This window comes from Ancylobacter novellus DSM 506, from assembly GCF_000092925.1.
In the GTDB taxonomy this organism is placed as follows: Bacteria; Pseudomonadota; Alphaproteobacteria; order Rhizobiales; family Xanthobacteraceae; genus Ancylobacter; species Ancylobacter novellus.
This window is the reverse complement of record NC_014217.1, coordinates 1,171,344-1,186,555: the sequence shown is the minus strand read 5'-3', so window position 1 is coordinate 1,186,555 and position 15,212 is coordinate 1,171,344. Positions and strand designations below refer to the sequence as shown.

General features: G+C 65.7%; 13 protein-coding genes. 6 read left to right on the top strand and 7 right to left on the bottom strand.

The window, feature by feature from the left end:
- The first annotated feature begins 33 nt into the window (after positions 1-33).
- The 6 genes from SNOV_RS05730 to SNOV_RS05705 all read left to right on the top strand — a co-directional run bounded on the left by SNOV_RS05730 (position 34) and on the right by SNOV_RS05705 (position 4,627).
- Positions 34-408, top strand: a complete 375-nt coding sequence (locus SNOV_RS05730; RefSeq protein WP_013165968.1) for a metal-sulfur cluster assembly factor — start codon at positions 34-36, stop codon at positions 406-408.
- A complete protein-coding gene (locus SNOV_RS05725) occupies positions 378-1,472 on the top strand; it encodes a hypothetical protein (RefSeq protein ID WP_144295949.1) in 1,095 nt (364 codons plus the stop codon). Before SNOV_RS05730 ends, SNOV_RS05725 begins: the two co-directional genes overlap by 31 nt.
- A gap of 95 nt (positions 1,473-1,567) precedes the next feature.
- Positions 1,568-2,002, top strand: a complete 435-nt coding sequence (locus tag SNOV_RS05720) for a pseudoazurin (protein WP_041782018.1) — start codon at positions 1,568-1,570, stop codon at positions 2,000-2,002.
- Between the two features lie 38 nt (positions 2,003-2,040).
- Positions 2,041-3,201, top strand: a complete 1,161-nt coding sequence (locus SNOV_RS05715; protein WP_013165965.1) for an NnrS family protein — start codon at positions 2,041-2,043, stop codon at positions 3,199-3,201.
- Positions 3,198-3,635 carry a hypothetical protein gene (locus SNOV_RS05710; RefSeq protein WP_013165964.1) on the top strand — a complete coding sequence of 146 codons (438 nt, stop codon included), beginning with the start codon at positions 3,198-3,200 and terminating at the stop codon, positions 3,633-3,635. The genes SNOV_RS05715 and SNOV_RS05710 overlap by 4 nt, the downstream gene beginning before the upstream one ends.
- Before the next feature lie 302 nt (positions 3,636-3,937).
- Positions 3,938-4,627 (top strand): hypothetical protein, encoded by a 690-nt coding sequence (locus SNOV_RS05705; RefSeq protein ID WP_013165963.1) that lies wholly within the window; start codon positions 3,938-3,940, stop codon positions 4,625-4,627.
- A 38-nt stretch (positions 4,628-4,665) separates the two neighbouring features.
- On the opposite strand, the gene SNOV_RS05700 is transcribed toward SNOV_RS05705, so the two are convergent.
- From SNOV_RS05700 to SNOV_RS22535, 7 genes are all read right to left on the bottom strand, one after another.
- Positions 4,666-8,205 (bottom strand): tetratricopeptide repeat protein, encoded by a 3,540-nt coding sequence (locus tag SNOV_RS05700; RefSeq protein ID WP_013165962.1) that lies wholly within the window; start codon positions 8,203-8,205, stop codon positions 4,666-4,668.
- Between the two features lie 335 nt (positions 8,206-8,540).
- The gene (locus tag SNOV_RS05695; protein WP_013165961.1) at positions 8,541-9,674 is read right to left on the bottom strand and encodes a DegT/DnrJ/EryC1/StrS family aminotransferase; all 1,134 of its coding nucleotides are present in this window, start codon (positions 9,672-9,674) and stop codon (positions 8,541-8,543) included.
- Entirely contained in the window at positions 9,667-10,965 is a 1,299-nt protein-coding gene (locus SNOV_RS05690; protein ID WP_013165960.1) for a glycosyltransferase, read from the bottom strand. Before SNOV_RS05690 ends, SNOV_RS05695 begins: the two co-directional genes overlap by 8 nt.
- Positions 10,962-11,993, bottom strand: coding sequence for a glycosyltransferase family 4 protein (locus tag SNOV_RS05685; RefSeq protein ID WP_013165959.1), 1,032 nt, complete (start codon positions 11,991-11,993; stop codon positions 10,962-10,964). The genes SNOV_RS05690 and SNOV_RS05685 overlap by 4 nt, the downstream gene beginning before the upstream one ends.
- Entirely contained in the window at positions 11,990-13,042 is a 1,053-nt protein-coding gene (locus SNOV_RS05680; protein WP_013165958.1) for a glycosyltransferase family 4 protein, read from the bottom strand. Before SNOV_RS05680 ends, SNOV_RS05685 begins: the two co-directional genes overlap by 4 nt.
- Positions 13,039-13,671, bottom strand: coding sequence for an acetyltransferase (locus SNOV_RS05675; protein WP_013165957.1), 633 nt, complete (start codon positions 13,669-13,671; stop codon positions 13,039-13,041). Before SNOV_RS05675 ends, SNOV_RS05680 begins: the two co-directional genes overlap by 4 nt.
- Positions 13,668-15,101 carry an FkbM family methyltransferase gene (locus tag SNOV_RS22535; protein ID WP_049785702.1) on the bottom strand — a complete coding sequence of 478 codons (1,434 nt, stop codon included), beginning with the start codon at positions 15,099-15,101 and terminating at the stop codon, positions 13,668-13,670. The genes SNOV_RS05675 and SNOV_RS22535 overlap by 4 nt, the downstream gene beginning before the upstream one ends.
- Positions 15,102-15,212 lie beyond the last annotated feature (111 nt).

Sequence of the window (15,212 nt, the reverse complement as noted above, 5' to 3'; positions counted from 1 at the left end):
GCGCGGCTGGCCGACGCCGGCAAGGAGATGCCGATGCCTCATGCAAAGGACGGAATCGAAGCCGAGATCCTCGCCGCGCTGCGAGAGGTCGACGACCCCGAGCTCGGCGTGAACATCGTCGATCTCGGCCTCGTCATCTCCTGCGAGATCGCGCCGGGCGACATCTCGATCCGCCTGATAATGACCACGCCGACCTGCCCGCTCGGCCGGCTGATCGCCGAGACAGCCGCGGCCGCGGTCGGCAAGCGCCTTGGGCCGGACTACACGGTGCATGTTCAAGTCGAGCGCGACGCCCACTGGTCGCCGGACCTCGCCTCGCCGGAGGTGCGCACGCGTTTCGCGCCGAGTCCCTTCCGGCCGCTGTCGGCGGCCAAGGCATGGCTCGCGCGCCTCGCGGGCGCATCATGAGCGCCTCCGGCCGGCTGCGCGCCGCGCTGGTGCTCGCGGCAGGCGCCTCCATCGTGGCCGGGCTTGCCGGCGGCCTCGCCCGGCTCGGCCTCGTCCCGCCGCTGTCGACCCCGGCCGAGCATCACGGGGCGCTGATGATCTGCGGCTTCTTCGGCACGCTGATCGCCGTCGAACGGGCGGTGGCGCAGGGCGGAACGCTGGCGCTCGCAGTCCCCGCGCTCGCGGCCGGCGGGGCGCTTCTGCTCCTGCTCGGCTTCACCGGACCGGCGGCGGCCGCCTTCCTGCTGGCGGGCCTCGGCCTCTTCGCTATCACCGCCACGGCCGCCTGCCGGCTGCCGGCCCTGTTCACCGCGGTGATGACGCTCGGCGCCGCGCTCTGGCCGCTCGGCACCGCCCGCTGGCTCGCCGGTGCGAGCGTCGCCGAGGTCGCCTATGCGTGGCTCGGCTTCCTCGTCCTGACGATCACCGCGGAGCGGATCGAGCTTTCCCGGCTGACGCAGCCCGGCCTGGCCGCGAAGGTCCTCCTCGTCGTGATCGTGACGGTCTTCGCGGCCGCGCTGGTGGTCGGCCAGCCCTGGACCGGATCATGGCTGCTGGCGGCCTCGCTCGGCGCGCTCGCGCTCTGGCTCGCCGGCAAGGACATTGCGGCATGGACCATTCGCGGTTCCGGCGCCGCGCGCTTCAGCGCGGTCTGCCTGCTGCTCGGCTATGGCTGGCTGCTGGTCGCGGCGCTGGCGCTCGCCTGGTGGCCGCCGGCCGGCTCGGCGTTCGGCCATGATGCGGCGGTGCATGCCATCGGGCTCGGCTTCGTCCTGTCGATGGTGTTCGCCCATGCGCCCATCATCCTGCCCGCCGTCGTCGGCGCGCGGGTCCGCTACGTGCCGGCGCTCTATGCACCCGTCGTGATGCTCGAACTCGCCGTTGCCGCGCGCATGGCCGGCGATGTGCTGCAATCGACTGGGCTGATCGCCGCCGGCGCCTGGCTCACGCTTGCGAGCCTCGTGGCCTATGCCGCGACGCTGGCGGCGACATCGGCTGACTGGTCACGCCCGCGCGAGTCGTGAAGCGGCGCCAGTTTGCGCTGGCACAACGTTGCCGTGGCTTCGCGCGGCTAGAACCTCCCGCAACGGGCCGCGGTGGTCCGCTTCGGAGAAAGACCATGAAGACCAAGAGCTTCTCCCTCGCCCTCATCGCCGCCGTGACGCTGGCCGGAACGGCCGCCATGGCCGCCGACCACGAGGTGAAGATGCTCAACAAGGGCGAGAAGGGCGCGATGGTGTTCGAACCCGACCTGATCAAGGTCGCGCCCGGCGACACGGTGACGTTCAAGGCGACCGATCCCGGGCACAATGCCGAGACCATCAAGGGCATGATCCCCGACGGCGCCCAGCCTTTCGAAGGCAAGATGGGCCAGGACATCACCGTTACCTTCACCCAGGCCGGCGTCTATGGCGTGAAGTGCAAGCCCCACATCGCCATGGGCATGGTGGGCCTTATCGTCGTCGGCGACCCGGTGAATCTCGATGCCGCCAAGGCCGTGAAGACCAGCGGCGCGGCGAACAAGAAGTTCACCGCGCTGCTCGGCGGGCTCTGATCGCGCGGCGACACTCCTATCCTTGCGGGCACAGGCAAATGACCACGCCTCACTGGCTTTCCGGCGGCTTCCGTCCGTTCTTCCTGCTCGGCGCCCTCGCCATGGCCGGCTCGGTGCTCGGCTGGATCCCTGTCTATCTCGGCGGGCTCGAAATCCCGACCGCGCTTTCGGCGCGGGACTGGCACGTCCACACCATGCTGTTCGGCGGGGTCATGGCGATCATCGCCGGTTTCGCCCTGACCGCCGTCAGCAACTGGACGGGGCGCCCGCCGGTCGCCGGGCGCGAACTGCTCGGGCTCGTCGTCCTGTGGCTCGCCGGGCGTGTGGCCGTCTCCACCTCCGCGCTGATCGGCGCCGATGCGGCGATGGCGGTGGACCTCGCCTTCCCGCTCGCGCTTGCGGCCGTGTTCGCCCGCGAGGTGGTCGCGGCGGGGAACTACCGGAACCTACGCATCGTCGCCGTCGTCGCGGCGCTGGGCTTCGCCGACCTCGCCTTCCATCTCGAGGCGCGCCTTGCCGGGGCGGCGGACTATTCGCTGCGCGCAGCGGTCGCCCTCGTGCTCGTCCTCGTCCTGCTGATCGGCGGGCGCATCGTCCCCGCCTTCACGCGGAACTGGCTGACGGCCCGCAAGGTCACCGAGCTGCCCGCCGCCTTCTCCCGCCTCGACATGGTGTCGATGGTGGCGTGCGGCCTCGGCCTCGCCGCCTGGACCGCCCTCCCCGACGCACGCGCCACCGCCGTTCTACTCGGCCTTGCCGGCGTGCTGACGGCGGTTCGGCTCTGCCGGTGGCACGGCCTCGCCACTCGATCCGAGCCGCTGCTCCTCGTCCTGCACATCGGCTTCGCCACCATCCCCCTTGGCTTCATCGCTGTCGCCGCCTCGATCGTCGCGCCCCGCCTCGTCGATCCGGTCGCGGCCGTGCATGTGTGGACCGTCGGCACCTTCGGCGCCATGACGCTCGCAGTGATGACGCGCGCCAGCCGCGGCCATTCCGGCCGGCCGCTCGCCGCCGGACGGCTGGAGGTCGCGATGTTCGCCCTCGTCCTCGTCGGAGCTGCCGCCCGCATCGCCGCCCCCTATGCCGGCGGGTGGATGACGCACGGGCTTGCCTGCGCCGGCCTCGCCTGGGCCGTGGCCTATCTGCTCTTCGCGGCGGGCTATGGGCGGATGCTGCTCGTACCCGCGAGGCGGACGTGAAAGCGGCTCGGATCAGCCTCGCCGCCGGCGGCCATTTCGCCGTCCTCTTCGCCGTCTATCTCGTCACGGGACCTCTGCGGGCGACCTATCTTGATGGAGCTGTCGGCGCGCGGACGGGGGCGCTGGCGGAGGCAGCAGCATTTCTCATCGCTTCGCTCGTCACCGTGTCCGTGGTGATGCCGCGCATCTCCCACCTCTGGCCGCCCCCCGAAGCTCTCGCGGTCGGCATCGGCGCCCTGGCGCTGTTCGTCATCTGCGACATCGCCGTCGCCGTGAGCCTGTGCGGCGTCCCGGCCGCGCGCCACCTCGCCCGCTTCGGCACCGTGCCGGGCGCCATCCAGGCTACGGCGCTGGCCTTCTACACCTGCGCGCCCCTCGCATGGTGGTGGGACGGTCCCCGCGTCGAAAACTCAGCGCCACGAACATTGAGATGATCTCTCTGCGCTGACTCAGAAGCAGTTGGTTCCAAAATCAGCACTCCGCATAGTGAAATCTTTCACGCTGGGGAGGCTCGCCCCGGACAGCGCGATCGGCAACAAGCCGCCGACCGACTCATGAACGGCTCTTCCGCACCCACGCCGACCTGAGCCATCACTCCCGGAATTCTCCAACTCCTGCTGGATCAAATTCGGGAAGCACCTCACTTCGTGGGCCATGGCCGGAAACTTCGGCAACACCGGATCGTTGCGCTATCCTGCGGCCAAGCGGGATTCTGCCGCCACAACAGGAATGCGACATGCTGTTCCAACTGCATATCCCGAAGACGGCCGGAACCTCGCTGTTCTCGGTTCTTTCCGCGGCCGTCCACCCGGGGCGCTACCATGTGGCGCTGTCGGAGCAGGAGTTGCGCGAACGGACGACGGGCTACGCGCTCCTGTCGGGCCATTTCGGCTGGGATGTGCTTGCCCTGTTTCCGGAGAGGCCACAGGTCCTCACGGTCCTGCGCGATCCCGTCGAGCTCATATTGTCCTTATACGGATATTGGCGGGCACACGCGCATGAGGGGATATTCAGCCCTGAAACCCAGCGGGGCGCAGACGAAGCCGCGTCCCGCCCCGTCGACGAGCTCCTGCTCGATCCGAGTTCGCAGTTGCGGGCGAATTTGGGGATGATGATGGGCTACCTGGCGGGCGGCGAGGCCGTTGCCGCCGGTCGCGGGCTCGACGCGGCCTTGCAGCATCTCGATTCCTGCGCGTGGGTGGCAACCACGCTGACGCTCGATCGGGATGTGCGGGTGCTTCCAGCCATGTTCGGGCTCAAGCCGATGGCGGAGGTACCTCATCACCTGGTCACGCCCGAGCGCCCCCAACGAATCGATATAGGCAAGGAAGCGCTCGGCGTCATAGAGACGCTCGCGGAAGCCGACTGCATCCTCTACGACCGCGCGCGGGCCATCGCCGAGGAGCAGCAGCGCCTGTATGGCTGACAACCCGGCCGGATCCGTGGCAGGCCGTCGGCCGATCGTCAGGCCGGCGCCGCGGCCTTCCGGTCCTCGATTGGGGCGGCGCCCTGCTGCACGGAGGCGGCACTTGTCGCGCGCGCTTGCCACCTGCCGTCGATCCAGTCCGCCGGAGGAAGTCCTGCCCGGTGGCGCTCCCACGACCGGGCGATGAATTCCGCGAACGCGCCGACGCTCGCGGCGCTTTCGATGAACAGCCCAGCCTTCTGCCGCAACTCGGCGCCCAAACCGTTTCGCCACACAGGGTCCTTGGCGAGCCTGAGGGCGATCTGCAGATATTCGTCCTCGTCTCTCGCCGTCAGGCCTGACACGCCGATGTGCTCATAGATCGTCGCTGTCCATTTCCCGAAAGGCATCTCCGAGGGAAGCGTAACCGTGGGCACGCCCACCATCGCCGCGTCGAAACTCGACGACATGCCGCAGAGCGGAAACGAATCCAGGCAGCAGTCGACCGCCAGCAGCAGGCGATGCGCATCCTCCTGCTTCAGCGTGGGCAGGAAGACGACCCTGTCGATCAGCGTGCCGAGCTTCTGGTGCAGCCTGAACCGCAACGTCTTGGAAGGAGGATATTCGCCCCGCAGGAAGACGAGCGTTGCTTCGGGATCGCTCTCCAGCAGCCGGCGGAACATGTCGTCCATGTAGGGATGGATCTTGGGCGGCGTGTTGGCGCAAAGATAGACGCGCCCCGCGGCGCCCGGCCCGAACAGCCGCTGCCTCAACTCCGACTTGGTCGACTCGGCGATCTCGTCCACCGAATGCCGTTCGATGTAATAGGGCGGGTGCTTCAGCAGGGCGACCTTCGACCTGTAGAACTCTGCGAAATCGACCGGCTCGGCGGGTTTCCAGGAGATGTAGTAGTCCGCATTGGTCAACCCGTCGGTCCAGTTCGGCTCGAGCAGGACCATCTGCAGGTGCGCGAGCCGCGCCATCATCGGAAAGAACACCGCTGCAATGGACGGACCCGACACGATGATGTCGAACTGCTCGGCCGCGATCGCTTCGATTGCCGAATAGACATCCGTATCGGAGACTTCGACTACTCTTTCCGTCCGCAGAACCCAGTCCTGCGCCGCCCTGCTCAGCCCCATTCTTCCTGGTCGAATGAAGACAGTCTCAAAGACGGTCGGCTCCAGTCCGCTCAGCAGACCCGACATCATGGGCATGGAATCGTGCACCATGAAACCGATGCGGATCCGCCGGCCCGGAACAGGTCGCAGCCTCTCGTCGGAGATGTGGCGCGCGGTCTGATTGAGCTTCGGCCAGGTCTTGAAGGCGATGCTTTCCAGGGCGGCGACGGCGGAGTTGTAGGCGTCGATGGCACCCAGGCAGAACAGGTACTGCCACGGCGTCCAGTTGTTGGACATGTCGCTTATCGGGTCCGCCAATTCGACCGGTGAAAGAGCGAGGGAATGGCACGCGTCGATGAACTGGTGCATCTGCGCCTCGGCCCGGCCCGCCGCGGACGGAACCATGGGCGGGGTCAGCTGGAATAGCATGTCGATCACACGCTCTTCTTTCTTCAGCGTGTCGCTGACTTCCACTCCATCATCGGTCCGACATCGAACCATCTGCCGCAGCGTCGCCGCGAAGCTCTCGTCCAGATCCAGATACCTGCAGAAGAAGATGAACAATCTCGCCTTGTGACTAGAGAGATTCGCCCTTCCTATAATTTCTAGCGCCTTATGAACGAGACCGCCGAAGGTCTCGACGGCGCATATTCGTTGAAGATCCTTGTAGTTCAATATGACAGCTTCGGCGATCAGGGGATCCAACTGCATCGCATAGATGTAAAATTCGGCGACCGATCGGCCTCCATGATCAGAATCGATCGATAAGCTCTCCATGAAGGAGAAATATCGCTCATATTTAAGCTGATGAGCACACATCTGAAGATAAAAATGACGAAGCTCAACCGCTTCCGGATATTTTCTCAGCCCCTCTTCAAGAACCGTCAGGCAAGCAGCGATATCGCTCAGCCTCAGTGCGGACGCTCCCGCGAAATAAGCATCCCACATGCTCTCGCGCGGCCGGGTCATCAAGGACTGGTAGATTTCACGGGCTTCGGCCGCAAAACCCTTGCCTTCCAGCCGATCGGCGATGTTCCAAAGCGAACCGCTTGGGTCGGGTTCATCGCCGGGAGCCTGGCTCAGCTTGCGCTTGACACGGGATATGTCTTCCTTGTCGATATAGTATTCTACAATCTTCAGTTGTTGCCTGCGCTCTGAAAATTGTTCGAGTGCGACCTCTATCGCTTCAGGATCATTTGCCTCGGCATCTACGAACCTGGCTATCCTGTCAAACAGTCCATTATCAAAGGAAATACGCAGGAGATGCTCACGAATATAGGGCACGTCCGGGTATCGGACGAGTTGTGCTTCGAGCCGATCGGCGGCTTCTTGAGGCGCCAGGAGCCGCTCAAAGGACAAGGAGCAGTACAGCGCTGCCTCGGGTCCGTCGATGACGCGCTTGGAAAGCTTTTCGTAGATGGAGGCCGCCTCATCCTTGCGGCCGAATGCCAGAAGGATGTCCGACAGTCTCCACAACGCGATTACATTGTCGCACGTCCAGATGATCTCCTCGATCTTCGCATCGGCAAGTTCCGGCGAGCCCGTTTCCAGATGGAGGGCCACCAGGTCTACCTGCGCGTTCCAATCGGTGGATTGACTGACCGGTTGTTCGAACGCCGCACTTCCCGCCCGCGCGTTAAGGGCCTCAAGAGCCGCCTCTATCGCTTCGGGACCGTTTGCCTCGCCATCTACGAGCCTGGCTGCCCTGTTGAACTGCCGGTTATCCAGGGAAATACGCAGGAGATGCTCACGCAGATAGGGCACGTCCGGGTATCGGACGATTTCTGCTTCGAGCCGATCGGCGGCTTCTTGCGGCGCCAGGAGCCGCTCAAAGGACAAGGAGCAGCACAGCGCCGCCTCGGGCCCGTCGGCGACGCGCCTGGAAAGCCCTTTGTAGATCGAGGCCGCCTCATCCTTGCGGCCGAGTGCGAGAAGGATGTCGGACAGTCTCCACAACGCGGCTACATTGTCGCTCGTCCGGATGATCTCTTCGATCCTCGCATCGGCCAGCTCCGGCGAGCCTGCTTCCACATGCAAGGCCACCAGGTCGACCTGTGTGTTCCAATCGGTGGATTGACCGACCAGTTGCTCGAACGCGGCTCTTCCGGCCCGAGCGTCGAGGATCTTGATCATCCAGCCGAGCCGCCGCTGCTCGACGCAGATGCGAAGGCAGTTTTCAGCCAGCGACAGAGCGAGGGGATAGCGGCTGTGGCCTTCCGCGAGGAGCTCCGCCGCACGCGTTCCATTGCCCAGCCGGTAATTCGCCAGTCCCACCAGGAGAAAGTCATGCGAGGTGGTCGGCCTGCGTCGGACGAGGACGCGGTAGATTCTATGGGCGGTCTTCGCATCGCTAACCGAGAGGGCGATGTCTGCCCTTGCCCAAGCCTGATCCGTAGGCTCCCTTCGCAGACGGAGCCACTTTGCGAAGGCGGTACGCTGGAAAACGGTTTCCATACCGGAAACGAAGGCACTGGTCATAGCAGTGGCGTGCTCCCCAAAATCGGGACGGCGGGAGGCAGAAAAAAAATCGGAACTGAGGCACGTGCCGGCGAGACGTTAATGAGTACGAACCGCAGCTTGCCGCAGATCGTCCCGTGCGAAGCGCCCCCCGCTTCGTCTCTGCGCCCAACCTCCATTCCCGCGCCCGCGACGTCAAGTTTCATCAACCGACGGATGCATTCCGGCCGCCTGCGTGTCCGTAGGACAACGGGTCCCTGATCCCGGTCGGGGGATCGAGACCCCGCTCGACCGGTGGTCGGAGCGGGGGCGAGCATGTCAATTTTTGCTTCGCGGGAAGGCCGGGCGCCCGCCGCTCAACCCGCGACATGGGCGAGAAGATTCGGGCTCTGCCGGTCGAGCGCGCGGGTCAAGGCCGTCACCACCCTTGCCAGATCGGCATCGCCGAGCTGCGGATAGGACGGCAGCGAGATCCCCCGCGCCGAGATGTCCTCGGTCGTGCGCAGATGGTCATGGGCCAGATGCGCGTACATCGGCATCTGATGCGCGCCGTAGAATACGGGCCGGGTTTCGATGCCGTCGGCAGCCATATCCACCATGAGGCGGTCGCGGTCGCAGTAGCGCGGCAGCAGGCAGGAGACGAGCCATTCGCTGCTCACGACGCCTTCGTCGAGGCGCTGGAACGTCACGGGAGCGTCGGCCAGCAGCGTACGATAGCGCTCTGCGATGCGACGCTTGGCTGCGAGGATATCGTCCAGCCGCTCCAGCTGCGCGAGGCCGATCGCGGCCGCGATATTGGTCATGCGGTAGTTGAACCCGAGTTCTTCGTGCCAGTAGCGCCGCACGAAGCTCTGACCCTGTCCCTTGACCTTACGCATCCGCGTGGCCAGCGCCGGGTCGCGCGTGACGACGGCGCCGCCCTCCCCCGTGGTGACGGTCTTGTTGCCGAAGAAGGAGAACGTGCCGATATCCCCGAAGCCGCCGGGATGGACATTGTCGCGCGAGGCTCCGAGGCACTCCGCGCAATCCTCGATCACCTTCAGGCCGTGCTTCCCGGCGATCTCCATGATCGCCGGCATGTCGCACACGGCTCCGTAGAGATGCACCGGCACGATCGCCTTGGTCCGGGAAGTGATCAGCGGCGCGATGTCGTCAGGTCCGATCTGCCAGTCGCGGGCGCGGCAGTCCGCGAAGACGGGCGTGGCGCCCGTCAGCGCGATCATGTTCACCGACGCGATGTAGGTGAAGGACGGGACGATGACTTCGTCGCCGGGGCCGATGTCGAGGCAATGCAGGGCGAGATGAAGAGCGGTCGTCCCGTTGCAGATGCTGATCGCGTGCTCGATGCTGGTGAAGCTCTCCAGCGCGCGTTCGAACTTGTCGACATAGGGGCCGATCGACGAGATCCACGAGCTCTCGATGCAATCGACGACGTAGGCCTTCTCGTTGCCCGACAGGTCAGGACGATAGATCGGTATCCTTTCAGGCATCGCCCGACTCCGGATATTCGCCGAACATGGCGGACAGTTGCGATTCCAACCGCCGGGCCGTCTCGTTGTCCGCCGGAAGCCCGAGGCCGCCGATCTGCTTGCCGAGATTGCGCGCCGATCGGACCATCGGAGCCGCTGCTGCCGCACGCGCGAGCGCGGGCAACAGCCCGTCCACGTAATGCCGCGCGGAGTTCACGTCGAGCGAGTAGCTCCGCGCGCGCACGCCCCTGGCAGCGGCTGCCGCGCGGTCGTTCATGATCGCGAGCAGATGCTTGGCGACATCAAGTGCCTCGGCTCCCGGGCTACAGCGATAGACCAGATCGCCGGGGACGTCCGCATAGCCTCCGTGGTCGGAAACCAGAACCGGACGGGCCGACCGCATGGCGGTGATCAGAGAGGCCGAACCGGTCTCGAGGATCGGGTAGCGGAGGCAGCACAGGACGTCGACCGTGGCCATCAGGCGGCGTAGCTCGGCGTCTTCCACCCATCCCGTGAAGCTGGGCCTGCGCAGTCCGAGATCGAGGGCCAGGCTTTCGAGCGCCACCCGGGTCTCGGATGTGACGGGCCCGATCAACCGGAACTCGCACCGCCGGCGCAGTTCGCCATGGCTCGCAAGCGCATAGAGCACTTGTTCGGCCTGCCTGTTGGGATTGACATAGCCGATGCTGGCCACGACCAACCGATCGTCACGCGGCTCGGGCGGGGGCGGCATGTTGTCGTCGGGCATGGCCAGCGGCCGGACCAGCACGTCGCCCGGACAGCTCTCGCGCAGCCGCGCCGCCCAGGAGTTCGAGTGGACCACCGCCCCGGAAACCATGGGGGAAAGCCATTCGAGCATGGAGCGCTCTTCGGCCATCTTGACGAGCGGCAGCCAATAGGGACCCGGCCCCAGATCGCCATATACGGCGCTTGCCAGCTGCGTGGGCGTGATGTTTCCGCCGTTCGTGCCGTCTGCCCAGGCCGCGGCGAAATCCGCGAGGAAACCGTCGTGGAATATCCCGAGGACGGGATGCTCGTCCATGAAGCCCGGCAAGGCGCCATGGTAGGGAAAGTAATTGCCGATATTGGCCACGAGAGCGTCGCAAGCGAGGCTCTCGGGAGCGATGTGTGCGAGAGACAATACGGGCTCAATGTCGTCGAGCGGCGCGAGCGCCAGGCCCTCGGCGCTCTCCGTGCGAACAATCTGGACGCGGCAGCCCCTCTCGCGCAGTTCGCGCACGATATGGGCACTGAAATTCGCGATGGCCGACCGGCCATTCCAGGGCGTCATCCAGGCGATCTTGGAGATCATGAGAGGAGGCTATCCAAAGTCTTCGGCCAACTATAGCGCTGCTCCTCCAGAATTTGACGAGCGCCCTCGCCGAGCTGCGCGGCCTGGCTCGGATTCGAATAGAGGGTGGCCATGGCCGTGCCGAGCGCCTCCGGCGTCGGTTCGACGACCAGGCCGGTCCGCTGATCGCGAACGATATCGAGGACGCCACCGGCGTCGGTCGAGGTGATGACCGGTTTGCAGGCCTGAAAGGCCTCCATCGTCACGTAGCCGACGCTGTCCTCGTCATAGGGAATGTAGGCTGCGGCGCGGCAGCGGTTCACCAGCGCCGCGATTTCCTCACGCGGCAGGAATCTCAGGTCGAACCGGACACGATCCTCGACGCCGCAGCGCCGGGCGAGATCGCGCAGCTCGGCTTCCGTCCCTGCATGCTCGGGCGGTCCGGCGATGACGAGCCGCACGTCGGGCGCATGCTGGAGGGCCTCCACCAGGAGCGCCTGGCGCTTGCCGCCATCCACCCTGCCGCCGGCAAAGATGTAGTCGTCCGACGCCTCGTCGCGGAAGAGCTCGGGATCGTTGAGCGGGGCGGACAGTGTCTGTGCATCGACGCCGTTATAGCGTCGCAGACGCCGCGCGGCCTCCTTCAGGGCGAACATGCGATGGGCCGAACGAAACGCCTCTTCATCGACGTGGCGGATGGCGTGGCGCAGCATCCGACCCTCGGCATCGTCGCCCAGATCCGACATACCGGCGTCATACAGGTCATAGGCCTGGCGGAACTGGTGCAGCAGCCAGATCACCTTGCGGGGGTGAGGGACGAGATACACTGGGAACCTCAGTGCGATCACCCTGTCGACATTGGCGACGCGCAGGTTGCGGGCGATGAGCATCTCGTCCACGAGGCGCTCCCTCGGATTCCACGAAAACGGGATCCGCATTTCCTCGGCTTCGTGCCCGGCGATGAGCAATTGACGGACAAGATGCCGCGACAGTTCTTCCGCACCGCCGCGGATGAACGGCACTCGGGTGTTCAGAACGAGTACCTTCATGCGAGCAACTGTCCGATGACCGTATCCCAGTCGATGCCAAGCTCGCGGATGCGGTCGTTCGCCGCCTCCCCCATCCGCGCGGTTTTCTGCCTGTCGAGATAGAGGCTGTCGAGCGCGGCGCCGATCGCCTCCGGGTCGGGATCGACGACCAGGCCGGTGACGCCGTCGGTCACGAACTCCGTGACGCCGCCGCCATCGGCGAGAACCAGCGTGCATCGCCGTGCATGGGCAGCCTCGAGGGTCGGATAGCCGTAGGAATCCTCGTCGAAGGGCACATAGGCCGCCGCCAGCGATCCGGCGAGCTGCTGCGCCTTTTCCTCTTCCGTGATCCACCTGTTCTCGATGATCACGCGATCCTCGCCCGCCTGTGCCGCAAGCCGGCGCAAGTGAGCGACATAGCCCTCGTCCAAGGCGACCCCGCTCAGGCGCAGCCGCAGGGGCGAGCGCACATGGCTCATCGCCTCGACGAGCAGATGCTGGCGCTTGTGATGCTCCAGCCGGCAAATGCAGACGACCTCGTCGCCGAGCCCGGCATCGAAGAACAGTTCAGGCGACAGTACCGGCGGATAGAGCACAGTGGCATCGAGGCCGTTGAAGGCCTTGACCCTGTTGGCCATGACCCGGCTGTTGGTGAAGAGGCGGTAGGCGCCGGCAAGGGCGGCGGTGTCCGCCGCATGGATCACGTCGCGCAGCGCCTCCCCCGCAACCGTGCCGTGAAGCGGGTTGTAATCGGGACTGTCCCACAGATCGTAGAAGTGGCGGATGTGGTGGATGAACCAGCAGACCTTCCGGCGATGGCACACCATATGGGCCGGCGGCCGGAAGGTGATGACGCGGTCGAAATGGCTGTCGAGATCCATCAGGCCGAAGGCGAACATCTGGTCCAAGACGGAGTCCGGCTCTTCCGTCGTCGGGATGAAGATCGTCTCGACTTGATGCCCGCGCTCCCGCAGCTTCTCCTCGAGCCATTCGACGATGAAACGGCCGCCGCCGAGCACCATCGGCCGCGCGGACGAAATCAGCCCGATGCGTTCCGGGACTGCCGTCACGACCGGCTCCCGAGAGGACGGGCCGGTGCGCCGGCAACCCGTGCGCCATCCTCGATGTCGCGCACGACGGCCGACCCGGCGCCGATGACGACATCCGCTCCGATGGTTATCTCCGGCCGGACCGAGGAGCCGACACCTATCAGCGTCCTGGCCCCGACGGTCACGTTGCCGGCGAGCGCACAGCCCGGCGCAACGTGACAGGCGATGCCAAGATCGGCGTCGTGGTCCACGATGGCGCCGGTATTCAGGATGGCGAAAGGCGCGAGCCTCGCATCCGTGCCGACGACCGCCCGCGCCATGACGAGCGCACCTTCCGACACGCGAGCGCTCGGCGCCAGGAAGGCAGTGGGATGAACCAGCGACGGCTGCTCCATGTCCATGCGCCGCAGATCGTTTCCTATCCGCTCGCGCAGAGCGTTGGCCCCGACGGCGGCGAAGGCGTGCCGAACACCCTGTCTGTGGAGCTCCGGCAGCATGTCGTCGCCGCCGAGCACGCGCACGCCGCCCGGTCGTAGGCCGGGCTCGCCCCGATCGAGAAAGCCTACGACCTCGTAGATGCCGAGGGCACGGATCAGTTCCTGAACCACGCGGCCATGGCCGCCGGCGCCAAGGATGACGATGGGCGTCATGACCTGACCCTCAGCAAGGGCCACCGCCCCGGCTCGTCGGGCAGCATCAGGAGATTGATGGAGTCCATGGATTCGATCGCCGAAAGCCTGGCCGCAGAGATCGAGCCGTCGGTTTCGTCGATCATCCAGGGCGTGAAGCCGTGCCGGACGAAGGCATCCAGCCAGTCGGCGGAGGCAATGCCGCTGCGGCGAAGATGGCTCGGACCGAATTCGACGATCAGCGCAACCATGGGCGCGCGGGCAAGGATCCCCTCCATGCCCCGCAATACGTCCATCTCATTGCCTTCGACGTCGATCTTGACGAGCCGAGGAACGACAGTTTCCGGCACCAGCGCGTCGAGGGGAGCGACCGGCACATCGACCGAACCCTCGCCCTCGGGAACGGGCAGCAGGCTGTTGTGCCCCGAGGTGAGCCCGAGATGAAGACGGCCGGTCCCGTTGGCGGCGCCGACGGCCGTCTCGACCACGGTGATGACTTGGTCGAGGTCGTGCAACTGCACGGACTTGCGCAGCAGCTCCGCGGTGCGCGGCGTCGGCTCGAAAGCCATCACACGGCCCTGCCTGCCGACCTTGGCGGCCATGACGAGGGTAAGGGTGCCGATATGAGCGCCGACATCGAGGGCGGCGTCACCTTCGCCGAGAATGTTCTGGATGACCTGCGAGGTGCCAGGTTCGAGGGCGTCGCCGGCTTCAGCCATGGCCGCTATGAGCGGGAGATCTTCGCCGTCGGCCAGCAGCCAACCGAAGGAGGTGCGGCAGAGGACTTCGTGGGACAAGGGGATAACCCGGCGGCGCAATGCGTGCCCCATCAGGTCGATGGACGCACGGGCCTGCCGGCAAAGGGCGTTCAGACTCTCGTCGACAACATCGAACCGCCGGTGGATCGGACCGAACCCGCCGGATATCTTGTCAAAGCGCGCGTCGACGGCATCGAAGCGATGTTCGGTGGCCAGCTGGCGGACTATTTCATGGGCCCGGAGCAAGGACAGCGACGCGGACAGGTTCTTCAGTTGCGAATCCGCGCCTTCGGTCAATATCCGCAGTTGTCGCTCTATGTTTTCAGTCGACGCTCGCAATTGCACGTCGATGGCGGCCGCCGATTCCCGCAGGCTGGCATCGAGGGTCGCGCCGAGTCGGGACGCATCCACTCCGGCCGCGATCCGCTTCAGCATGCTCGCGCGAATGCGACGTTCTATGGGACGCAGGAACCCCAACAGTTTGCGAAGGGGCCTCTTACGGCGAGGCTGGGGAACTTCTTCGTCCGGCATAGCCGGCTGCATCGACGTGTCTGCCGCCGAGACGTGCAATGCCGGCTTTTCAGGGGCGCCGAGCGCAACCTCACCATGGGCCCCCGCGGCGCGCGCGCAATCGCGCTGGCGAACGAGCAAACCTTGCTTGCGTCCTCCCTCGAAAGCCTTGTGAAGGTCCATTGGCGATGTGCTTCTTATTTCGTATCTCCACCTGCAGTAGCCAACAAAATGGCAACGAACAAGTGTCGGCGCGTCTCGCCACGGACGCGGCGACATCCCGGCGTGACGCGG

Excerpts from the sequence above, each read along its gene's own strand:
- SNOV_RS05675 (WP_013165957.1), bottom strand. The coding sequence starts at position 13,671 with ATGACGCCCATCGTCATCCTTGGCGCCGGCGGCCATGGCCGCGTGGTT.
- SNOV_RS05705 (WP_013165963.1), top strand. The coding sequence starts at position 3,938 with ATGCTGTTCCAACTGCATATCCCGAAGACGGCCGGAACCTCGCTGTTC.
- SNOV_RS05725 (WP_144295949.1), top strand. The coding sequence starts at position 378 with ATGGCTCGCGCGCCTCGCGGGCGCATCATGAGCGCCTCCGGCCGGCTG.
- SNOV_RS05695 (WP_013165961.1), bottom strand. The coding sequence starts at position 9,674 with ATGCCTGAAAGGATACCGATCTATCGTCCTGACCTGTCGGGCAACGAG.
- SNOV_RS05715 (WP_013165965.1), top strand. The coding sequence starts at position 2,041 with ATGACCACGCCTCACTGGCTTTCCGGCGGCTTCCGTCCGTTCTTCCTG.
- SNOV_RS05700 (WP_013165962.1), bottom strand. The coding sequence starts at position 8,205 with ATGACCAGTGCCTTCGTTTCCGGTATGGAAACCGTTTTCCAGCGTACC.
- SNOV_RS05690 (WP_013165960.1), bottom strand. The coding sequence starts at position 10,965 with ATGATCTCCAAGATCGCCTGGATGACGCCCTGGAATGGCCGGTCGGCC.
- SNOV_RS05685 (WP_013165959.1), bottom strand. The coding sequence starts at position 11,993 with ATGAAGGTACTCGTTCTGAACACCCGAGTGCCGTTCATCCGCGGCGGT.
- SNOV_RS05730 (WP_013165968.1), top strand. The coding sequence starts at position 34 with ATGCCTCATGCAAAGGACGGAATCGAAGCCGAGATCCTCGCCGCGCTG.
- SNOV_RS05720 (WP_041782018.1), top strand. The coding sequence starts at position 1,568 with ATGAAGACCAAGAGCTTCTCCCTCGCCCTCATCGCCGCCGTGACGCTG.
- SNOV_RS22535 (WP_049785702.1), bottom strand. The coding sequence starts at position 15,101 with ATGGACCTTCACAAGGCTTTCGAGGGAGGACGCAAGCAAGGTTTGCTC.